Genomic DNA, 20,568 nt, shown 5'->3' with positions numbered 1-20,568 from the left:
CTCCCCTGTTCCGGACCATTGCCGGGCGGCTCTCTGGCATCGTCTAATCCGTGATGCAGGTCTCACTACCCCCGAACGGGGGTGTGGGAAGCCGAATCGGCGAACAGGTGACGGCGGAGGTGGCGGGAGTGGTGGAGATCGGCGGCGCCCCGGCCCGGCTGCGGCGCGCGACCGGGCTCCCGGTGGCCTTCGGCGGGCTGGTCGAGCCCGGCCGGCCGCGGATCCGCATCACCGAGCTCAGCGGTACGACCACGGCCGCCCTGCGCTCCCTCGCGGTGACCTCGGGCAACGGGCTCGGCGGCAAGGCGGTGGCGCTGGCCCGGCCCTGCGCGGTGACGGACTACTCCAGCTCCCGGCAGATCAGCCACGAGTACGACGCGCCGGTGGCGGCCGAGGGCATCCACTCGGTGCTGGCGGTGCCGGTCGTCGTACGGCGGCGGGTGCGCGGGGTGCTGTACGGCGCGCTGCGCTCGCCCCAGCCCCTGGGGGACCGGGTGCTGGGCGCGGCGATGGCGGTGGCCCGGGACATGGAGCAGGCGTTGGTGGTGCGGGACGAGGCGCGGGGGCTGCTGGCGGCGGTCCGGCCGGAGCCCGGCGGCTCGGAGCGGGGCGCGGCCTGGGAGCAGGTGCGTGAGGCGCACGCGGCGCTGCGGGCACTGGCGCCGCGGATCGCCGACCCGGAGCTGCGCGCGGAACTGCTGGCGGCGTGCGGTCTGCTGACCGCGTCGCGGCCGGCCGGTGGCGCGAGCCTGGCGCCACGCGAACTGGACGTGCTCTCCTGGGTGGCGGCGGGTGCCACCAACACGGCCGTGGCCGAGCGGCTCGGGTTGCGCCCGGAGACGGTCAAGGGCTACCTGCGCTCCGCGATGCGGAAGCTGGGCGCGCACACCCGAGGGGAGGCGGTGACGGCGGCCCGCAGAGCGGGGCTGCTGCCGTAGACGAACCGGGCGGAGCCGGTGAGGAAACCTTTTCATTCATGCGGTGACGCGCTGAATTTCCCTATGCTTTGACCGTTTGTTATTTCCCTCACCACGGCTTCCGTCCGAATTTCAAGGATCGTTGCCTAGAATTTGGCCCGGACACGACACGAGGGGAGCGGTGACCGTGCGACGGGACTTCCAGGAGCCTGCCAGGTGCCGCCCCGCCCTGGTCATCGGCCGCGAGGAGCTGTTCACCGGCGCCCGGGACCAACTCGCCTCGGGCGGCAGCGTGCTGCTGCACGGCCCCGCCGGAATTGGCAAATCCACCGTCCTGCGGGCATTGGCCGAGGAATATGCCACCACCGCGCGTACCGTCCTTCGCTGCTCGGCGACCGAGTCCGAATCGCACCTGCCCTTCCTCGCCCTGGCCGACCTCCTCGGCCTGGTCCTCGACGACGTCGCCCCCCGGCTGCCCGCCGCCCAGCGCACCGCCCTGGAGTCGGCGCTCACCGGCCGCGGCGAGTCCAGCCTCCAGCGCGACGGGCTCGCCCTGCGCCTCGCGGTGCTCTCCGCGCTGCGCGCCCTGGCCGCCGAGGGCCCGGTGCTGCTCGTCGCCGACGATCTGCAGTGGCTGGACCCGGCCAGCGCCGAACTGCTCGGCTTCGCCGCGCGCCGCCTCGAGGGGACCCCGGTGCAACTGCTGTGCGCGGTGCGGACGGAGGGTCAGGAGAGCCAGGAGTACGACCGCCATCTGCGCGCCTGCCCGCCGGGCACGCAGGCCGTCCGGCTGGGCCCGCTCTCCCGCGCCCAGGTCGCGCAGCTGCTCGACCACCGCGGCCACGGCGGCCTGCCCCGCTCCACGGTGCGCGAGATCCACCGCACCAGCGGCGGCAACCCGTTGTTCGCCCTGGAACTCGGCCGCGCGCTCGCCGAGAGCAGCACTCCGCCGCGGCCGGGTGAACCGCTGCCCGTGCCCACCTCGCTGCGCGCCCTGGTGCTCAGCCGCCTGGACATGCTCTCCGTGGAGGCCCGCCGCACCCTGCTGGTGGCCAGCGCGGGCGCCCGCCCCACCCCGGCGCTGCTGCACGCCGCCGGCCGGGAGAACGCCGAGGCCGAATGCGCCCAGGCCGCCGAACTCGGGCTGCTGGCCACCGAGCCGGACGCGCCCGCCGTACGGTTCGCGCACCCGCTGATCTCCGCCGCGCTCTACGCGGAGGCGCCCGCCCACGAGCGGCGGGCCGCCCACGCGGCGCTGTCCACCGCCGCCTCCGACCCGATCGAGCGGGCCCGGCACCTGGCCCTGGCCACCACCGGCACCGATCCCCTGGTGGCCGCCCGGCTGGCCGAGGCCGCCGCGCTCGCCCGCGACCGGGGGCGCCCTCGGTCGCCGCCCAGCTCGGGCTGCTGGCCGCCCGGCACACGCCCGCCGACGGCACGCCGACCCAGGAGGAGCGCCGGCTGCAGGCCGCCGAGGACGCGATCACCGCGGGCGAGGTGGACCTGGCCCGCGACATCGCCCGGGAGGTGCTGTCCCGGGCGAGCGTGCCCGCCGACCGGGTGCGGGCCTGGATGATCGTCATCGACACCGCCGGCCACACCATGGCGGAGGTCGACGCCGTCTTCCCGCAGGCCCTCGCCGACGCCGGTGACGACCCCCGGCTGCTGGCGCTGGTCCACTACCAGCTGGCCTGGCGGGCGCTGATCGTGGAGGGCGACTTCACCGAGGCGCGGGAGGCGGCCGCGCACGCCGCCGAGCTGGCCGCACGCGGTCAGGACCGGCGCACCGAACTGCTCGCCCTCGCCTTCCAGGCGCAGACCGAGACCCTGATGGGCCATCCGGAGGCGCCCCGCACCATCAAACGGGCCCTGACGGAACCCCAGGACCCCAGGGTGACCTGGCACCACAACGGCGCGGGCAGCGCCCGGTTCCGCTGGCTCGTCATGGGCGACCAGCTCGCCGAGGCCCGGACCACGGTCACCGCGCTGCTGCGCGAGGTGCGCAGGCGCGGCTCGGTGGAGAGCGAGGTGCACTTCCTGCGCGGGCTCGCCGAGACCGAGCTGCGCGCCGGGCACTGCGGCCGGGCGCTGGAGCTCGCCCGCGAGAGCCTGCGGCTCGCCCGGGACTCCGGGATCGGCGAGACCGCCTCGGCGATGCTCACCTCGCTCGCCGAGGCCTCCGGGGGGGACGTCGACCGGGCGCTGGCCCTCGCCCGGGAAGCGGTGGAGCACGCCGAGGAGGACGGCGACCAGATGTACCTCTCCCGGGCCCTGGGCGCCCTCGGGCACGCCCAGTTGGTGGCCGGGGACCCGGCGGGCACGGTCCGTTCGCTGCGCCGGGTGCGCAGCCTGGAACTGGGCCTCGGCATCACCGATCCGGCCCGCGGCCGCTGGCAGGGCGACCTCGCCGAGGCACTGGTCCGCATCGGCGAGCCGGCCGAGGCGCAGAACGTCATCGACGTGAGCCGGGAGCACGCGCTGCGCCTCCACCGGGCGAGTGTCCTCGCGGTCCTGGACCGGTCCGAGGCCCTGGTGCGGGCCGCCCGGGGCGACCTGGAGGCCGCCGTCGGCCAGCTGACGTCCGCTCAGGCGCGGCTGGCCGAGCTCGGCTACGGCCTGGAGGAGGCGCGGGCCGCGTTCGCCCTGGCCCGGCTGCCGGGCCGGGGCCCGAAACCCGCGGCCTTCGAGGAGGCCACCCGGATGTTCCGCCGCTGCCGGGCGCTGCCCTGGTTGCGCCAGGTGGAGGAGTCCCTGACCGCACCCGAGCCGCCGGCCGCGCTCGCCGTGCCGGACGCGCTGGACGTGCTGGACATCCTCGCGGCGATGGAGCGTCAGGTCGCCGCGCTGGTCATGGAGGGTGCCACCAACCGGGAGATCGCGGCCCGGCTGTTCATCAGCGTCAAGACGGTGGAGGCCACCCTGACCCGGGTGTACCGCAAGCTGGGGATCCGCTCGCGCGTCGACATCGTCCGATTGGCGGCAGGTCGACGGGCGCACTGAGCAGCGCTCTTGTTAACTGATCGGGACCGAGGGTTTTCCCTCACCCCACCCCCTAGGGGGTTCCCTCATTGGGAGCCGAGGGTCCGGGTCCTAGCGTAAAGGGCGTGCCGCTCGCCCGGGCATGTGGGGGTCGGTCCCGCGACCCCCATGCACAACCCACACCCGCGCGACCCCCCACCGGTGCAACCCCCACTGAGGAGACTCATGTTCGGGCTCAGACGTGCGAGACAGACCGCCGCGATCATGGCGGCCACCGCCGCCGCGGCGGCGGCCGGGCTGCTCGCCTCCCCCACCGCGAGCGCCGCCCCTCAGCCCATCGTCGGCGGTACGACCACGACGACGACCGCGTACCCGTTCATGATGCAGATCACGGACGCGTCCCAGAACCAGTTCTGCGGCGGCACCCTCGTGGCGCCCAAGAAGGTCGTGACGGCCGCGCACTGCATGGTCGGCGAGACCACCGGCAGCGTCCGCGTGGTCGGCGGCCGGACCTATCTGAACGGCACCAACGGCACGGTGAGCCGTGTCAGCAAGATCTGGATCAACCCGGACTACACGGACGCCACCAACGGCGACGACGTGGCCGTGCTGACCCTCTCGACGTCGATGCCGTACACCACGGCGAAGTACGTCAGCTCTTCCCAGACGAGCGTGTACGCGGCCGGCAGCACGGCCCGCATCCTCGGCTGGGGCACCACTTCGGAGAACGGCAGCTCCTCCAACCAGCTGCGGACCGCGACCGTCCCGATCGTGTCCGACTCCAGCTGCCGTTCCTCCTACGGCTCGGACTTCGTGCAGTCCGACATGGTGTGCGCCGGATACACGTCCGGCGGCGTAGACACCTGCCAGGGCGACAGCGGCGGTCCCCTGCTCATCGGGGGCGCCCTGGCAGGGATCACTTCCTGGGGCGAGGGGTGCGCGGAGGCGGGTTACCCGGGTGTGTACACCCGGCTGACCACCTTCTCGAACCTGGTGACCACGCAGGTCAACTCGTGACCCGGAAGACTTCCCGAGCATCCCTCGGGTAACTGCCAGGGGGGCGTTGCGGGCCACCACGAGCGGCCCGCAACGCCCCCTATCCATGTCCGGCCGGGTCAGCGCCGGGCGACCTCCCCGAACCGGACGTCGTGCGCGCCGCCCGGGTGGAGGGCCCGCAGCATCCGCTCGCCCTCCGCGGCCACCGCCGCGCGCCGGGCCCCGGTCGGCCGGGTGAAGAACTCGACGACGAGGGCGTCGCCGTCCGGCTTCCACAGTCCGGCGAGGAAGCCGTCGACCAGCAGGGTCCGGTAGGCCTGGTTGCCCTGCCGGTTCCGGCCGTGCAGGGTCGGCGGCACGACGCGGGCGCGGTCGGCGTGGGACAGCAGGAGGTTGTCGAACTCGGGCAGGAAGCGCGGCGGCGCGGGGGTGTCCGGGTCCGGCCGCGGGGCGTCGGGCAGGTCGAAGAGCTCGACGCCGTTCTCGTCGCGGAAGGTGAGCAGCCGCGGGCGCAGCCGCTCGAAGGCGTCCCGCAGACGGGTGAGTCCGGCCCAGGTCTGCATGTCCTTGACGGAGGCCGGGCCGAAGGCCGCGAGGTAGCGCAGGACCACGGACTCCGTGGAGGGCGCGGGCCGGGCGGGGCGGCCCAGCCAGTGCTCGGCCGTGGTGAGGGCGACCTGGCCGCTCCCGCCCCACAGGCCGCGCGGGGTGACCTGGACGAGCGGGAGCGTGCAGCGGGCGGCGACGGCGAGGGCCCGCGGGTCGGCGTCCGGCCACTCGGTGCCGAGCGCCCGCCGCAGCCCGGCCATGGTCCGCGGCTCAGCCTCCACCAGCTCACGGGCCAGCGCCGCGAGCCGGCCGAGGTCGACGCCGTCGAGTCCGGCGCGGAACTGACCGAGTTCGCGGTCGCGGGCCGGCTGGACGAAGGGCCGCAGGCCGAGGCAGTCGTCGGCGGTGTGGGTGTGGATGGTGGAGCGCAGGGTGACGAGCCGGGCCACCTCGCGGCTGGCCATCAGATCGGACAGCGCCTGTGGTGCGAACCCGTCGAGGCGCGCCGCGAGGGCGACGTAGGGGGGCTCGACGTTCTGCGCCTGGAGGCCGAGCAGATGCCGTACGGCGTCCTGGGCCGGCAGCGGGGCGCGGCGCAGCAGGAGCTGCCGTTCGAGGGTGGCCCGGTTCAGGGCCCGGGCGTCCAGCACGGGAGCGGTCGCCGCGCCGCCGCGCACCGGGCGCCTCCTCGTACCGCTCGCCGTCCCGCCGCCGGTCGTCACGCCGCTCTTCGTCACGCCGCTGTTCGTCATGGACGCAACGTAGCGTCCGTCGCGGACATCCTCTGTCCGCGATTCCCCCGGGGCGGCACGGCGATGCGGGCGCCCGGGCCGGGGGTCCCCGGGTGGCTATCCTTCTCGTACCCCGCCGCGTGAGCACGCCGTACGCAGGTTCGACGGAGAGGCAGCCGATGGCCGAGCGACCAGGTGGCAGGAACGGCGGCCGCAGGTCGGTCTGGCGCCGGGCCCAGACGCCGCCCGCGCCCGCCGCCGAGACACCCTCGCCCGGCCCCGCGGAACCGGCCGGCCCGGCGGGCGTCGTCCAGGCGGCGCTCTACCGGGACGGCGTCCGCGTCTCCTCCCCCGCGGGCCTCGCCGAGACCTACCGCGAGCTGCGCGAGGAGCCCCCGGGCATGGCGTGGATCGGCCTGGCCCGCCCGACGGCGGCCCAACTGCACTCCCTGGCGGCTGAGTTCGGGCTGCATCCGCTGGCGGTCGAGGACGCCATGGAGGCGCACCAGCGCCCCAAGCTGGAGCGGTACGGCGACACGCTCTTCGTGGTCCTGCGGGCCGCCCGTTACCTCGACGCGCCCGAGGAGGTCGACTTCGGCGAGCTGCACGTGTTCGTCGGCCCGGACTTCGTGCTGACGGTCCGGCACGGCGCGGCGCCCGACCTGTCGGCGGTCCGCCGCCGCATGGAGGGCTCCCCCGAGCTGCTGGGACTCGGCCCGGAGGCGGTGCTGTACGCGATCCTGGACGCGGTGGTCGACGGCTACGCGCCGGTGGTGGCCGGCGTCCAGAACGACATCGACGAGATCGAGACCGAGGTGTTCCGCGGCGACCCCGCGGTCTCCCGCCGCATCTACGAACTGTCCCGGGAGATGGTCGAGTTCCAGCGTGCCACGCGCCCGCTCGTCGGCATGCTGCACGGCCTGATGGCCGGCTTCGCCAAGTACGAGACCGACGAGGAGCTCCAGCGCTACCTGCGCGACGTCGCCGACCACGTCACCCACATCAGCGAGCGCGTCGACGGCTTCCGCCAGGCCCTCACCGAGATCCTGACGGTCAACGCGACCCTGGTCACCCAGCAGCAGAACGCGGAGATGCGGGCGCTGGCGGAGGCGGGCTTCGAGCAGAACGAGGAGGTCAAGAAGATCTCCTCGTGGGCGGCCATCCTCTTCGCGCCCACGCTCGTCGGCACCATCTACGGCATGAACTTCACGCACATGCCCGAGCTGAGCTGGACCTTCGGGTATCCGTTCGCGATCGGGCTGATGGCGGTCGTCTGCGTCAGCCTGTACGTGATCTTCAAGCGCCGGGACTGGCTGTAGGGGAGGACCCGGACCCGGACGGGCCGTCGTCGCGTCCTGCCGCCACCCGTCCCATCGTCAGGGCCAGCCGTCGCACCCGGCGCCAGTCCATGCGCGGCGCGATCGGCGGCACCCCGGGACGGTCCCGCGGCACCCGTACGCGCAGGGCGCCGGGTACGAGACGGCAGTGCACCGGGGTGGGCAGCGACAGTGCCTCGCCGTCGACCCCGACCGGGACGGCCGGGGCGTCGGCCTCGATGACGACCTCCCGGGCGGTGACGGAGGTCAGGCCGCGGCTGTTCTCACCGCGCAACAGCAGATCCGTCGCCTCGGCCGCGCCGGCGACCTCGACGGCCAGCACCCCGAGCCGGCCGGAGTCCAGCCGGTCCCGGCGCCCGAGTCCCGCCGGGTCGTCGACGCGGTAGGGGTTGTTGCTCACCAGCACGGCCTGCGGATCCGTCAGGGTCCGCCCGCCGACGCGGACGGTGAGCCGGGCGCCGCTGTGGTGGGTCAGCAGGTCCGGCAGCATGTCCAGGGTGGTGCGGGCCTTGTCCTCGCGGTAGGCGGGGCTCTGCACCACGGCCGCGTACACCCCGAACGAGGCGTTGTTGACGAAGACGCGCTCCTCGCCGGACCGCGCGGACCCGGCTCCCGCCCGGATCCGGCCGAGGTCGACGCGCAGTTCGACGCCGTCGGTCAGCGCGTCCAGGCAGGCCGCCGGGTCCTGCCGGTCCAGGCCCAGGTCCATGGCGAAGTGGTTCCGGGTGCCGGCGCTGATCACCAGGAACGGGACGTCGTGCTCGGCGGCCACACCGGCCACCAGGGCCTGGGTGCCGTCGCCGCCCGCGACGCCGAGCAGGTCCGCTCCGTCGACGACGGCCCGCCGTGCCAGCTCGGCCACGTCCTGGTGGTGCTCCGGGTCGAGGACGACGACCTCCGCGCCCAGGGCGCGGGCGCGCTCCACGAGGCGGAACTTCTCCACCTTCCCGCCCCCGGACCGCGGATTCATGATCAGGAAGGGCCGCCGGGCCCGGCCGGCCGGATGCTCCGCCATGGGCCGGGACGTGCCGTCGGCGAGGGCCGCCCGGCCCGCGGTGACGGCCAGCGCCCACAGGCCGAGCGAGACCAGCACGACCCACAGCAGCCCGGCGAGCGCGTACAGCGCGAGGACCGCGAGCGGCGCGCCGAGCGCGAGCAGCGCGCCCAGCGCCCGTACCCAGCGGGTGCGGGTCACCACCCACCAGCCGCCGACCGCCGTGAGGACCAGCCCGGCCGCTCCCACCAGGAGCAGGAAGACACTGCCGAACCCGGCGAAGAGGAGCAGCACCACCAGTGCCGCCGCGCCCGCCAGGAGGGCCAGACGCGCGGTCCAGCGCCTGTTCATGGCAGCACCTCCCGTCCGGGCCCGGCCTCCCGGTTCCGGGGGCGTCGGGAACCCTCCCAGGCTACGAGGAGGCACCGCGCGGGGCACGTCCGGCCGGTCCCTTGGGTGGCGTCCGGGAAAGCCCTCGCCGTCCGCGTGTCGTTCCGGGAGGATCAAGGACCGTCACGAGCAGTCAAGGAGGCGTCATGAGTGAGGCGTTGGTGCTGGGCGGCGGCGGGGTGGGCGGTATCGCCTGGATGACCGGGCTGCTGGCGGGGCTCGCCGATGCCGGGCGGGACGTGAGCGGCGCGGGTCTGCTCGTCGGGACCTCCGCCGGTTCCGCGGTGGCGGCGCAGCTGGGGAGCGGGCTCGGTCTGGAGGAGCTGTACGCCCGGCAGGTGGACCCCGCGCTGCAGTCCGCCGAGATCGCGGCGGAGATGGATCTGGAGAAGTTCGCCGCGGAGATCGGCGCCGCGGCCGAGTCGGCCGCCTCCACGGCGGATCTGCGGCGCGCGGTCGGCCGGGCGGCGCTCGCCGCGCCGACGGTCTCCGAGCGGGAGCGGCACGCGGTGATCGCGTCCCGGTTGCCGGCCCACGGGTGGCCGGAGCGGGCGGTGAGGATCGTCGCGGTGGACGCCGGGAGCGGTGAGCCGCGCGTCTTCGACCGGGACTCCGGGGTGCCGCTGGTGGACGCCGTCGCGGCGAGCTGCGCCGTGCCGGGCGTGTGGCCGCCGGTGACGATCGGCGAACACCGGTACATGGACGGCGGGGTACGGTCCATCGCCAACGTCGACCTGGCCGCCGGGGCGGACCGGGTGCTGGTGCTCGTGCCGCTGGGCACCACCGAGCCGTTCCCCAGCGACCGGCCGCTGGAGCGGTGCGTCGGGGAACTGCGCGCCCGGGGCGCCGAGGTGCTGCTCGTCGCCCCCGACGAGGCGTCACTGGCGGCGATCGGCGACAACGCCCTGGACCCCGCCACCCGCCGCCCGGCAGCAGAGGCGGGCCGCGCCCAGGGCCGCGGCCTGGACCTGCGCTGGACTGAGGACTGACCGCCCCGCCGCTGACTCCGACCGGGGCAGCCTCCCCTGCGGCACGCCGACCGAGCCGAAACGCTTGTGCCGGCGCGGCGACCCGGCCGGGCAGGCCCGGACCATCGCGCGACCGCGGGCGGCCGGCGCCCGAGTCTGCGTCGCGGCGCGGGCCGGTCTCCCTGCGGCACGCTCGGCCGGGCCGCGGCGTCGCGCGAGCCGGGCCGCCCCAGGGATGCCCGGCGGGTCGGCGCGACGGCAGGCCAGCCTGCCCGACCCGCACCGTCGAGGGCTACGCCCCGCCCCGGCTCGTCCAGCCCTGTCGGCCCCGTGCCGACCGCCCGTGGACGGCCACGGCCGGTGCCCGGCCGATGCGCGTCGCGCCGGAGGGCCGCGGGTCAGTGTGTCTGCAGGGCCGTCAGTACCTCGTCGTCGGTGAGCTGGGCGAAGTCCTCGTACCACTGGCCGACGGCGGAGAAGCCCGGCGGGCGGTGCGGGCAGAGGATCGTGTCGGCCTCGGCGGCGAGCAGATCGACGGAGTCGGGGGCGCCGACGGGCACCGCCAGGACGAGCCGGGCCGGCCGGCGGCGCCGGAGGTGGCGCAGGGCCGCGCGGGCGGTGGCACCGGTGGCCAGGCCGTCGTCGACGACGATCACCGTGCGGCCGGTCAGCGCGGGGAACGGCCGGTCCCCGCGGTAGCGCCCCTCCCGGCGGCGCAGTTCGCGCCGTTCGCGCTCGACGACGGGGGCCAGCGACTCCTCGGTCAGGCCCAACTGCTCCAGGGTGTCCGGGTCGAAGAGCGGCGGGTCGTCACCGGCGAGCGCGCCGACGGCGAACTCCTCGTGGTGCGGGGCGCCGATCTTGCGGACGACGAGCACGTCCAGCGGGGCGTCGAGAGCCCGGGCGACGGGCTCGGCCACGGCGATGCCCCCGCGCGGCAGGGCGAGCACCACGGGATCGGTCAGCTCTCCCCGCGCCTGCGCGTCCGCCAGCAGCCCGGCGAGTTCCCGGCCGGCTTCGGCGCGGTCCCGGAAGCGCATGGTCGTCCTCCTCCGCGGAGCCCCTGCCTCCATGGTGCTACTGCGACGAGATGTACCGCGGATCACACCCAGGAATTCGCACACCTGCTCTATGCACTGAGTGAATAGTCCCGATGCCTCTTTCGACCGACGGGATCCCGACCGGCGTCCCGACCACGTCCGGGCCTCATCGACGCCCCCAAGGAGCCGGCTACGTCTTCGTGACGGACCCTCAGCTACTCGCGCCCGGCAAGCCCGAGCCGGGCAGGGTGTAACGGCCCTGAGGCCGGGCGGGCTGTCGCGCGGCCGCGGTCACAGCCCGCCGAGTCCCGGCGAACGCCGTCCGGCGGCGGGCCGGACGCTCCCGTGGCGGACGGGGCGTTGGTCCGGTCAGGTGAGCCGGGGGCGAACGCGCTGACGGCCGGCGCCGATTCCCTACGATCGTGCCGTGCCCACCTTTTCCCTCGAACGCACGCCCCCGCTCGCCCCCGCGGAGGCGTGGCGCAGGCTGACGGAATGGCCCCGCCACGCCGACGTGGTCCCGCTGACCAGGATCGAGGTGCTCACCGCGCCGCCGACGCACGAGGGCACGCGTTTCGTGGCCCGTTCGGGCGTCGGACCGGTGACCGTGGACGACGTCATGGAGGTGACGGTCTGGCGGCCGCCGGCTGGCGAGGGGTCCGGCCTGTGCCGGCTGGAGAAGCGCGGCCGGGTCGTCCTGGGCTGGGCGGAGATCGAGGTCCGGCCGGAGCCGGGGGGCCGCAGCCGGGTGGTGTGGCGGGAGGAACTGCGCATCCGCCTCCTGCCCCGCCTCTTCGACGGCGTCCTGGACCGGACGGCCCGCCTCGTGTTCGGCCGCGCGGCGGATCAGCTGCTCAGGAAGGCCTGAACGACGGCGGCTCTCAGGCGACCGAGCCGATACGCCGCGCCGGCCGGGTCGCCGTGTCGTGGTGGATCGGGGTGTGCGCGCCCGTCAGGGACACCCCGCTGCCGCCCCGGCGGTGGGCGACGATCTCCGCGCCGATGGACAGGGCGGTCTCCTCGGGCGTACGGGCGCCGAGGTCGAGGCCGATCGGGGAGCGCAGGCGGGCCAGTTCCAGCTCGGTGACGCCGACCTCGCGCAGCCGCTCGTTGCGGTCGAGGTGGGTGCGGCGGGAGCCCATCGCGCCGACGTAGGCGACGGGCAGGCGGAGGGCCAGTTCGAGCAGGGGGACGTCGAACTTGGCGTCGTGGGTGAGGACGCAGAGGACCGTACGGGCGTCGGTCGTGGTGCGCTCCAGATACCGGTGCGGCCACTCGACGACGATCTCGTCGGCCTCCGGGAAGCGGACGCGGGTGGCGAACACCGGGCGGGCGTCGCAGACCGTGACGTGGTAGCCGAGGAACTTGCCGACCCGGACCAGCGCGGACGCGAAGTCGATCGCGCCGAAGACGATCATCCGGGGCGGGGGGACGGAGGACTCGACCAGGACGGTGAGCGGGGACCCGCAGCGCGAGCCCTGCTCGCCGATCTCCAGGGTGCCGGTGCGGCCCGCGTCCAGGAAGGCGCCGGCCTCGGCCGCGACCGTGCGGTCCAGTTCGGGGTGGCCGCCGAAGCCGCCGTCGTAGGAGCCGTCGGGACGGACGAGGAGGGCCCGGCCCCGCAGCTGTGCCGGTCCCTCCGCGATCCGCGCGACCGCCGCCGCCTCCCCACGCGCGGCGGCGGCCAGCGCGGCCGCGAGCACCGGCCGGGCGGGACCGTCCGCCCGGACCGGCACGACGAGGATGTCGATGACGCCGCCGCAGGTCAGGCCGACGGCGAAGGCGTCCTCGTCGCTGTAGCCGAAGCGCTCCAGGACGGTCTCACCGTCCTGGAGCGCCTGCCGGCACAACTCGTACACGGCGCCCTCCACGCACCCGCCGGAGACCGACCCGATCGCCGTGCCCTCGGCGTCCACCGCGAGGGCGGCGCCGGGCTGGCGCGGGGCGCTGCCGCCGACGGCCACCACGGTGGCGACGGCGAAGTCACGGCCCTGCTCGACCCACCGGTCGAGCTCCTCGGCGATGTCCAGCATCTGTCGGTCTCCTCACGGGGTTGCGCGGAAGGGCTTCCGGCGCGGCGGCTAGTGCACGCCGAGCCAGCCCTCGATCGGATGAAGGGCGAAGTAGACGAGGAAGATCACGGCCAGGCCCCACATGAAGGCGCCGATCTCGCGGGCCTTGCCCTGGCCGGTCTTGATGGCGACGTAGGAGATGACGCCCGCGGCGACACCGGAGGTGATGGTGTACGTGAACGGCATCAGGACGACCGTCAGGAAGACCGGGATGGCGGTCGCGCGGTCGGCCCAGTCCACGTGCCGGGCGTTCATCAGCATCATGGCGCCGATGACCACCAGGGCCGCGGAGGCGACCTCCTGGGGGACGATCGCGGTCACGGGGGTGAAGAAGAGACAGGCCGCGAAGAACAGGCCGGTGACGACGGAGGCCAGGCCCGTGCGGGCGCCCTCGCCGACGCCGGTCGCCGACTCGATGAACACCGTCTGGCCGGAGCCGCCCGCCACACCGCCGATCGCACCGCCGGCGCCGTCGATGAACAGCGCCTTGGACAGGCCGGGCATCCGGCCCTTGTCGTCGGCGAGCCCGGCCTCCGTGCCGACGCCGATGATGGTGGCCATCGCGTCGAAGAAGCCGGCCAGCACGAGGGTGAAGACGATCATGCCGATCGTCATCGCGCCGACCTTCTCCCAGCCGCCGAACTCCACGTGGCCGAAGAGCGAGAAGTCGGGCATCGAGACCGCGGTGCCGTGCAGTTCGGGGGCGCCGTTGGCCCACTGCTTCGGGTCGATGACGCCGAGGCCGTTGAGCACGGCGGCGACGATCGTGCCGGAGACGATGCCGATGAGGATGGCGCCGGGGATGTTCCGGGCCTGCAGCATGAAGATCAGCAACAGCGTGCCGGCGAAGAGCAGCACCGGCCAGCCGGCGAGTTCACCGGCGGGGCCGAGGGTGACCGGGGTGGCCTTGCCCTGGTGCACGAAGCCGGACTTGTAGAAGCCGATGAGCGCGATGAACAGGCCGATGCCCATGGTGATGCCGTGCTTGAGCGCGAGCGGGATCGCGTTCATGATCATCTCACGCAGGCCGGTGACGACCAGCAGCATGATGACCACGCCGTACATCACGCACATGCCCATGGCCTGCGGCCAGGTCATGTTGGGCGCCACCTGCGAGGACAGCACGCCCGAGACGGACAGGCCGGCCGCGAGCGCGAGCGGCACCTTGCCGACGAAGCCCATCAGCAGCGTGGTGAAGGCCGCCGCGAACGCGGTAGCGGTGATCAGCGCCTTCTGGCCGAGCGTGTCCCCCGCCACGTCCTTGCCGGACAGGATGAGGGGGTTGAGCAGGAGGATGTAGGCCATCGCCATGAAGGTGGTGATGCCGCCGCGCACCTCACGCGCGACTGTGGATCCTCTTCCGGATATGTGGAAGTACCTGTCGAGCCAGGACCGTCCGGCCGGGATGCGACTTCCGTCGCCGGCGTCTTCGGACGCGGTCCTGGGCTCCACCGACTGCTGGGTCATGGTGCCATCTCCCAAGGTTCACAGGGGCACCCGTGCGACCGCCCTGGCGGTCACGGGATTTGGGAATGGACGGCCCGGGGGACGGCCCGAGACGAACGAGTTTCCTGGTGCTTCAAGACCCGCGAGCGGTGCGGAACTCAAAGGGGGGTTCCTCCGGGCGGCGCGGCGGAGTGTGTGACGTTCCCTCACACCGCCCGGAGAGTCGGGGTGTTACACGGTCCCCGTGAGGTGCTCGGGCCGCACCGGGGTGCGGTTGAGCTCCAGCCCGGTCGCGTTCCGGATCGCCGCGAGGACGGCCGGGGTGGACGACAGGGTCGGGGCTTCGCCGATGCCGCGCAGCCCGTAGGGCGCGTGGTCGTCGGCGAGTTCGAGGACGTCGACCGGGATGGTCGGCGTGTCGAGGATGGTCGGGATCAGGTAGTCCGTGAAGGAGGGGTTCCTGACCTTCGCCGTCTTCGGGTCGACGATGATCTCCTCCATCACGGCCACGCCCAGGCCCTGGGTGGTGCCGCCCTGGATCTGGCCGATGACGGAGAGCGGGTTGAGCGCCTTGCCGACGTCCTGGGCGCAGGCCAGTTCGATGACCTTGACCAGGCCCAGCTCGGTGTCGACCTCGACCACCGCGCGGTGCGCGGCGAAGGAGTACTGGACGTGCCCGTTGCCCTGGCCGGTGCGCAGGTCGAAGGCCTCGGTCGGCCGGTGCCGCCACTCCTCCTCCAGCTCCACGACCTCGCCCTCCAGGACGTCGACCAGGTCGCCGAGGACCTCGCCGCCGTCGGTGACGACCTTGCCGCCCTCCAGCAGGAGTTCGGCGGTCGCCCAGGCCGGGTGGTAGGAGCCGAACTTGCGGCGCCCGATGTCCAGCACCCGCTCGCGGACCAGCTCGCAGGCGTTCTTCACGGCGCCGCCGGTGACGTAGGTCTGCCGGGAGGCCGAGGTCGAGCCGGCCGAGCCCACCTGGGTGTCGGCGGGGTGGATGGTCACCTGGGTGACGCCGAGTTCGGTGCGGGCGATCTGCGCGTGGACGGTGACCCCGCCCTGGCCGACCTCCGCCATCGCGGTGTGCACGGTGGCGACGGGCTCGCCGCCGATGACCTCCATGCGCACCTTGGCGGTGGAGTAGTCGTCGAAGCCCTCGGAGAAGCCGACGTTCTTGATGCCGACCGCGTAGCCGACCCCGCGGACGACGCCCTCGCCGTGCGTGGTGTTGGACAGTCCGCCGGGCAGCTGCCGTACGTCGGCGCCCTCGCTGGACTCCCACTGGCGCTCGGGCGGCAGCGGCATCGCCTTGACGCGGCGCAGGAGTTCGGCGACCGGGGCCGGGGAGTCGACCGGCTGCCCGGTCGGCATGAGCGTCCCCTGCTCCATCGCGTTCAGCTGCCGGAACTTCACCGGGTCCATGCCCAGCTTCTTCGCCAGCTTGTCCATCTGCGCCTCGTAGGCGAAGCACGCCTGGACCGCGCCGAAGCCGCGCATGGCGCCGCAGGGCGGGTTGTTGGTGTAGAGGGCGATGGCCTCGATGTCGACGTCGTCGACGACGTACGGGCCGACGGAGAGGGAGGAGGCGTTGCCGACGACCGCCGGGGAGGCGGAGGCGTAGGCGCCGCCGTCCAGGACGATCCGGCACTTCAGGTGCGTGAGCTTGCCGTCCTTGGTGGCGCCGTGCTCGTAGTAGAGCTTCGCCGGGTGCCGGTGGACGTGCCCGAAGAAGGACTCGAACCGGTTGTAGACGATCTTCACCGGCTTGCCGGTGCGCAGCGCCAGCAGGCAGGCGTGGATCTGCATCGACAGGTCCTCGCGGCCGCCGAACGCGCCGCCGACGCCGGCCAGCGTCATGCGCACCTTGTCCTCGGGCAGGCCGAGGACCGGTGCGATCTGGCGCAGGTCTGAGTGGAGCCACTGGGTGGCGATGTAGAGGTGGACGCCGCCGTCCTCCTCGGGCACGGCGAGGCCGGACTCGGGGCCGAGGAAGGCCTGGTCCTGCATGCCGAAGGTGTACTCGCCCTCGACGATCACGTCGGCCCGCTCGCGGGCCCGCGCCACGTCGCCGCGGACGATCGGCTGGCGGTGCACGATGTTGGGGTGCGGGACGTGGCCGCTGTGGTGGTCGTCGCGGCCCTCGTGGACGAGGATCGCGTCCGGGGCGGTCGCCGAGGCCTCGTCGGTGATGACGGGCAGTTCCCGGTAGTCCACCTTGATCTTGGCGGCGGCGCGGCGGGCCGTCTCCGGGTGGTCGGCGGCGACGATCGCGACCGGCTCGCCGTGGTGGCGTACCTTGCCGTGCGCGAGGACCGGGGTGTCCTGGATCTCCAGGCCGTAGTTCTTCACCTCGGTGGGCAGGTCGTCGTACGTCATGACGGCGTAGACGCCCGGCATGGCGAGGGCCTCGGAGGTGTCGATCGACACGATCTCGGCGTGCGCGACGGTGGAGCGCAGGATCTGGCCCCACAGCATGTCCTCGTGCCACATGTCGGACGAGTACGCGAACTCGCCGGTGACCTTGAGGGTGCCGTCCGGGCGGAGCGTGGACTCCCCGATGCCGCCCTTGGTCTGCGAGCCCTGCGTGATCTTCGTAGGAGCGCCGTTGGTCGGCATGGCTGTCAGACCCCCTCGGACTGGCGGGCGGCGGCCAGGCGGACCGCGTCCATGATCTTCTCGTAGCCCGTGCAGCGGCACAGGTTGCCCGACAGCGCCTCGCGGATGTCCGCGTCGCTCGGGTTCGGGTTGCTCTCCAGCATCTCGTCGGCGGCGACGAGCAGACCGGGGGTGCAGAAGCCGCACTGGACGGCGCCGGCGTCGATGAACGCCTGCTGGATCGGGGAGAGTTCGGTGCCCTCGCCGGTCTGCGAGTCGGTGCCCTTGGCCTGCCACCGCTTGGCCTCGTCCAGCGAGGTGCCGCCGCAGGCGCCGGTCGCGCAGCCGCTCTCGGCGCGCTGCTTGGCGAAGTCCGCGAGCCCCTCGACGGTCACCACCTCGCGGCCCTCGACCTGGCCGGCCGCGACCAGGCAGGAGCAGACCGGGACGCCGTCCAGGCGGACGGTGCAGGAGCCGCACTCGCCCTGCTCGCAGGCGTTCTTGGAGCCGGGCAGGCCGAGGCGCTCGCGCAGGACGTACAGCAGGGACTCGCCCTCCCAGACGTCGTCGGCCTCCTGCGGACGTCCGTTGACGGTGAAGTTGACGCGCATTACGCAGCTCCCTCGGTGGTGCGGCGGGCGCCGCGGTACGACTCCCAGGTCCAGGTCAGCGTGCGGCGGGCCATCACGCCGACCGCGTGGCGGCGGTAGCTCGCGGTGCCCCGGACGTCGTCGATCGGGTTGCAGGCGCCGGAGCACAGCTCCGCGAACTGCTTGGCGACCGAAGGGGTGATGATCTTTCCGTTGTCCCAGAAGCCGCCCTCTTCGAGCGCCGCGTTCAGGAACTCCTCGGCTGCCTTGGCCCGCACCGGGGTGGGGGCGGCCGAGCCGATGCCGGTGCGCACGGTGCGCGTCCCGGGGTGCAGGGCCAGGCCGAACGCGCACACGGCGATGACCATCGCGTTGCGGGTGCCGACCTTCGAGTACTGCTGCGGGCCGTCGGCCTTCTCGATGTGCACGGCCCGGATCAGCTCGTCGGGCTGGAGCGCGTTGCGCTTGACGCCCGTGTAGAACTCGTCGATGGGGATCAGCCGGGTGCCGCGGGCCGCGGACTCCGCCTCGACCTGCGCGCCGGCCGCCAGCAGGGCGGGGTGGGCGTCACCGGCGGGCGAGGCCGTGCCGAGGTTGCCGCCGACGCCGCCTCGGTTGCGGATCTGCGGGGAGGCGACCGTGTGCGAGGCGAGCGCCAGGCCCGGCAGCTCGGCACGGAGGTTCTCCATGATCCGGGTGTACGGCACGGAGGCACCCAGCCGCACGGTGTCCTCGCCCACCTCCCACTCGGAGAGGTCGCCGATGCGGTTGAGGTCGAGGAGGTACTCGGGCCGGCGGTGGTCGAAGTTGATCTCGACCATCACATCGGTGCCACCCGCAATCGGCACAGCGGTGGGGTGCTCGGCCTTGGCGGCGAGCGCCTCCTCCCAGCTGGCGGGGCGAAGGAAGTCCATGACCGGCTCTCTTCTTCGTCTCGTGGGTCGTTCAGATTGAGCCAATCCGTGTGCGGCGGGCCCGGCTCGTTCATGTCCTGTTAACGCGGAGTGGACTCAGTACACCGCTCCGTACTCCGGCGGGGTCAGTCACCGAAACCATGAAGGAGTTCGCTGGCCAGGCTGAGCATCTTGTAGATTCGTATGAACGGAGGTCATCGGCAGCCTCTCGGTTTTCCCTGGACAACGCGGGAAACAGCACCCGGACCCGGGGGTACGCCCCCGAGCGTCCGGTTCCGGGTGACCCTCGCGTCACCCCTGAAGATCCATCGTAGGTTTCGAGACAAAGAACGGCGGCGACGAGATGCGGCTGCGCGCACTGCTGGACACCGACGCGCTGGGCCTGCGGCTGCTCGGCGGCGAGGACGAGCTGGACCGCTCGGTCCGCGGGGTCATGACGACCGACCTGCGCGACCCCTCCCGTTACCTCTCGGGCGGTGAGCTGGTCCTCACGGGTCTGGCCTGGCGCCGGGACGCCGACGACTCCGAGCCGTTCGTCCGCATCCTGGTGCAGGCCGGGGTGGCGGCCCTCGCCGCCGGCGAGGCCGAGCTGGGCGATGTGCCGGAGGACCTGGTGGTGGCCTGCGCCCGGCACCGGCTGCCGCTGTTCGCGGTGCACGAGTCGGTGGCGTTCGCGTCGATCACCGAGCACGTCGTACGGCAGGTCTCCGGGGAGCGCGCTGGGGACCTCGCGGCGGTCGTGGACCGGCACCGGCGGATGATGACCTCGGGCCCGGCGGGCGGCGGCCCGGACGTCGTCCTGGACCTGCTCGGCTCGGACCTGGACCTGCGCGCCTGGGTGCTCTCCCCCACCGGCCGCCTGATCGCCGGCTCCAAGGAGACCGGCCCGGCGCTGCCCGTCGAGACCTGCGCGCGGCTCGCCGCCGAGCACCTGGCTGCCACCCGCACCGGACGGCGCGGACCGCACCGCTTCCTGCTGGACGGGGTGACGTACTCGCTCTTCCCGGTCCGTTCCTCCGGCCGCTCCCCGCAGGCCGCCCGGGACGTCCGCGAGACGGTCCTGTCGGACTGGCTGCTGGCCGTCGAGGCGGACGCCGGCGACTGGCCCGAGGAGCGCCTGGACCTGCTCCAGGGCGTCACCCAGCTGATCGCCGTGGAGCGGGACCGCCGGGACGCGGCCCGCACGGTCCGGCGTCGGCTGGCCCAGGAGGTGCTGGAGCTGGTCCAGACGGGCGCCGCGCCCGCCGAGATCGCGGCCCGGCTGCGGGTGGCCGCGCCGGTGCTGCTGCCCGGGCTCGGCACGGCCCCGCACTGGCAGGTCGTCGTGGCCCGCGTCGAGTGGGAGGGCCAGGAGGCCGAGGGCGGTCCCGTCGCCCAGTCGCTCCTGGAGGAAGTGCTGGTCGACCCGCTGGCGACCGGCCCGGAGCCCTCGGACCGCATCGCCGTGGCCCACACCGGCGACGAGGCCATCGCCCTGGTCCCGCTGCCCGCGGTCTCCGCCGAGCACGACGGCTCCGAGACGGGGCTGCTGGCCGACTCGCTGCTGCAGTCGGTGCGGGAGCCGCTGACGGCGGGCCTGAACGACGACGGACGGCTCACCCTCGGCGTGAGCGCGGCCGTGCACTCCGCGGAGGGGCTGCGCGGCGCCCTGGAGGAGGCCCGGCACGCCCGCCGGGTCGCCGCGGCCCGTCCCGGCCGGGTCTGCGCGGCCGGCCACCAGGAACTGGCCTCGCACGTCCTGCTGCTGCCGTTCGTCCCCGACGACGTCCGCCGCGCCTTCACGGCACGCCTCCTTGACCCCCTGAAGGACTACGACCGCCGCCACCGGGCGGAGCTGATCCCGACCCTGGAGGCGTTCCTCGACTGCGACGGCTCCTGGACCCGCTGCGCCACCCGTCTGCACCTGCACGTCAACACGCTGCGCTACCGGGTGGGCCGTATCGAGCAGTTGACGGGACGGGACCTCTCGCGCCTGGAGGACAAGCTGGACTTCTTCCTGGCCCTGCGCATGAGCTGAGGTCAGCGGGGGCGCGAGGGGCCGGATCCGGTC

The 20,568-nt window shown here is 73.8% G+C and carries 14 protein-coding genes and 2 pseudogenes; 8 read left to right on the top strand and 8 right to left on the bottom strand.

Annotated features, from left to right (window positions below):
* Positions 1–53: 53 nt before the first annotated feature.
* The 3 genes and pseudogenes from N8I86_RS29515 (at position 54) to N8I86_RS29505 (ending at position 4,913) form a co-directional block, all read left to right on the top strand.
* Entirely contained in the window at positions 54–938 is an 885-nt protein-coding gene (locus N8I86_RS29515; RefSeq protein WP_382984065.1) for a response regulator transcription factor, read from the top strand.
* Positions 939–1,098: 160 nt separating this feature from the next.
* A pseudogene (locus N8I86_RS29510) lies at positions 1,099–3,917 on the top strand (ATP-binding protein).
* A gap of 204 nt (positions 3,918–4,121) precedes the next feature.
* Positions 4,122–4,913: a S1 family peptidase gene (locus N8I86_RS29505; protein WP_073897211.1), complete on the top strand. Its 792-nt coding sequence runs from the start codon at positions 4,122–4,124 to the stop codon at positions 4,911–4,913.
* 98 nt (positions 4,914–5,011) lie between these two features.
* Here N8I86_RS29505 and N8I86_RS29500 read toward each other — a convergent pair whose 3' ends face one another.
* Positions 5,012–6,193 (bottom strand): winged helix DNA-binding domain-containing protein, encoded by a 1,182-nt coding sequence (locus tag N8I86_RS29500; protein WP_263279096.1) that lies wholly within the window; start codon positions 6,191–6,193, stop codon positions 5,012–5,014.
* A gap of 158 nt (positions 6,194–6,351) precedes the next feature.
* On the opposite strand from N8I86_RS29500, the gene N8I86_RS29495 reads away from it, so the two are divergent.
* A complete protein-coding gene (locus tag N8I86_RS29495; RefSeq protein ID WP_263279095.1) occupies positions 6,352–7,491 on the top strand; it encodes a magnesium and cobalt transport protein CorA in 1,140 nt (379 codons plus the stop codon).
* On the opposite strand, the gene N8I86_RS29490 is transcribed toward N8I86_RS29495, so the two are convergent.
* Positions 7,469–8,854, bottom strand: coding sequence for a diacylglycerol/lipid kinase family protein (locus tag N8I86_RS29490; RefSeq protein ID WP_263279094.1), 1,386 nt, complete (start codon positions 8,852–8,854; stop codon positions 7,469–7,471). The two genes, N8I86_RS29495 and N8I86_RS29490, sit on opposite strands and share 23 nt — an antisense overlap.
* Before the next feature lie 185 nt (positions 8,855–9,039).
* Between N8I86_RS29490 and N8I86_RS29485 the strand changes: the two genes are divergently transcribed.
* Complete coding sequence (locus tag N8I86_RS29485; protein ID WP_073897220.1) at positions 9,040–9,882, top strand: patatin-like phospholipase family protein; 843 nt, start codon at positions 9,040–9,042, stop codon at positions 9,880–9,882.
* A gap of 377 nt (positions 9,883–10,259) precedes the next feature.
* On the opposite strand, the gene N8I86_RS29480 is transcribed toward N8I86_RS29485, so the two are convergent.
* Positions 10,260–10,901 carry a phosphoribosyltransferase gene (locus N8I86_RS29480; protein ID WP_263279093.1) on the bottom strand — a complete coding sequence of 214 codons (642 nt, stop codon included), beginning with the start codon at positions 10,899–10,901 and terminating at the stop codon, positions 10,260–10,262.
* Between the two features lie 159 nt (positions 10,902–11,060).
* On the opposite strand from N8I86_RS29480, the pseudogene N8I86_RS29475 reads away from it, so the two are divergent.
* Together N8I86_RS29475 and N8I86_RS29470 are read left to right on the top strand one after the other, a co-directional pair.
* A pseudogene (locus tag N8I86_RS29475) lies at positions 11,061–11,155 on the top strand (polysaccharide deacetylase family protein); the annotation flags it as partial.
* Between the two features lie 173 nt (positions 11,156–11,328).
* Positions 11,329–11,769: an SRPBCC family protein gene (locus tag N8I86_RS29470; RefSeq protein WP_263279092.1), complete on the top strand. Its 441-nt coding sequence runs from the start codon at positions 11,329–11,331 to the stop codon at positions 11,767–11,769.
* Between the two features lie 13 nt (positions 11,770–11,782).
* On the opposite strand, the gene N8I86_RS29465 is transcribed toward N8I86_RS29470, so the two are convergent.
* The 5 genes from N8I86_RS29465 to N8I86_RS29445 all read right to left on the bottom strand — a co-directional run bounded on the left by N8I86_RS29465 (position 11,783) and on the right by N8I86_RS29445 (position 18,518).
* Positions 11,783–12,934 (bottom strand): XdhC family protein, encoded by a 1,152-nt coding sequence (locus tag N8I86_RS29465; protein ID WP_123440122.1) that lies wholly within the window; start codon positions 12,932–12,934, stop codon positions 11,783–11,785.
* Between the two features lie 48 nt (positions 12,935–12,982).
* On the bottom strand, positions 12,983–14,440 hold the full coding sequence (locus tag N8I86_RS29460) for an NCS2 family permease (protein ID WP_263279091.1): 1,458 nt from the start codon (positions 14,438–14,440) through the stop codon (positions 12,983–12,985).
* Positions 14,441–14,650: 210 nt separating this feature from the next.
* Positions 14,651–17,035 carry a xanthine dehydrogenase family protein molybdopterin-binding subunit gene (locus N8I86_RS29455; RefSeq protein ID WP_123440121.1) on the bottom strand — a complete coding sequence of 795 codons (2,385 nt, stop codon included), beginning with the start codon at positions 17,033–17,035 and terminating at the stop codon, positions 14,651–14,653.
* A gap of 5 nt (positions 17,036–17,040) precedes the next feature.
* Positions 17,041–17,625: a (2Fe-2S)-binding protein gene (locus N8I86_RS29450; protein WP_073897234.1), complete on the bottom strand. Its 585-nt coding sequence runs from the start codon at positions 17,623–17,625 to the stop codon at positions 17,041–17,043.
* Entirely contained in the window at positions 17,625–18,518 is an 894-nt protein-coding gene (locus tag N8I86_RS29445) for an FAD binding domain-containing protein (RefSeq protein ID WP_093697896.1), read from the bottom strand. The genes N8I86_RS29450 and N8I86_RS29445 overlap by 1 nt, the downstream gene beginning before the upstream one ends.
* Positions 18,519–18,861: 343 nt before the next feature.
* Here N8I86_RS29445 and N8I86_RS29440 point away from each other — a divergent pair, with 343 nt between their 5' ends.
* Positions 18,862–20,535, top strand: a complete 1,674-nt coding sequence (locus N8I86_RS29440; protein WP_073897238.1) for a PucR family transcriptional regulator — start codon at positions 18,862–18,864, stop codon at positions 20,533–20,535.
* Positions 20,536–20,568 lie beyond the last annotated feature (33 nt).

Source organism: Streptomyces albidicamelliae, assembly GCF_025642175.1.
Classification (GTDB): domain Bacteria; phylum Actinomycetota; class Actinomycetes; order Streptomycetales; family Streptomycetaceae; genus Streptomyces; species Streptomyces albidocamelliae.
Note: the sequence above shows the minus strand (reverse complement) of the source record. Positions and strands in the feature narration are given on the sequence as shown.

Bases quoted from the DNA above. Each gene is read 5' to 3' on its own strand.
- N8I86_RS29515 (WP_382984065.1), top strand. From the start codon at position 54: ATGCAGGTCTCACTACCCCCGAACGGGGGTGTGGGAAGCCGAATCGGC.
- N8I86_RS29505 (WP_073897211.1), top strand. From the start codon at position 4,122: ATGTTCGGGCTCAGACGTGCGAGACAGACCGCCGCGATCATGGCGGCC.
- N8I86_RS29500 (WP_263279096.1), bottom strand. From the start codon at position 6,193: ATGACGAACAGCGGCGTGACGAAGAGCGGCGTGACGACCGGCGGCGGG.
- N8I86_RS29495 (WP_263279095.1), top strand. From the start codon at position 6,352: ATGGCCGAGCGACCAGGTGGCAGGAACGGCGGCCGCAGGTCGGTCTGG.
- N8I86_RS29490 (WP_263279094.1), bottom strand. From the start codon at position 8,854: ATGAACAGGCGCTGGACCGCGCGTCTGGCCCTCCTGGCGGGCGCGGCG.
- N8I86_RS29485 (WP_073897220.1), top strand. From the start codon at position 9,040: ATGAGTGAGGCGTTGGTGCTGGGCGGCGGCGGGGTGGGCGGTATCGCC.
- N8I86_RS29480 (WP_263279093.1), bottom strand. From the start codon at position 10,901: ATGCGCTTCCGGGACCGCGCCGAAGCCGGCCGGGAACTCGCCGGGCTG.
- N8I86_RS29465 (WP_123440122.1), bottom strand. From the start codon at position 12,934: ATGCTGGACATCGCCGAGGAGCTCGACCGGTGGGTCGAGCAGGGCCGT.
- N8I86_RS29460 (WP_263279091.1), bottom strand. From the start codon at position 14,440: ATGACCCAGCAGTCGGTGGAGCCCAGGACCGCGTCCGAAGACGCCGGC.
- N8I86_RS29455 (WP_123440121.1), bottom strand. From the start codon at position 17,035: ATGCCGACCAACGGCGCTCCTACGAAGATCACGCAGGGCTCGCAGACC.
- N8I86_RS29450 (WP_073897234.1), bottom strand. From the start codon at position 17,625: ATGCGCGTCAACTTCACCGTCAACGGACGTCCGCAGGAGGCCGACGAC.
- N8I86_RS29445 (WP_093697896.1), bottom strand. From the start codon at position 18,518: ATGGACTTCCTTCGCCCCGCCAGCTGGGAGGAGGCGCTCGCCGCCAAG.
- N8I86_RS29440 (WP_073897238.1), top strand. From the start codon at position 18,862: ATGCGGCTGCGCGCACTGCTGGACACCGACGCGCTGGGCCTGCGGCTG.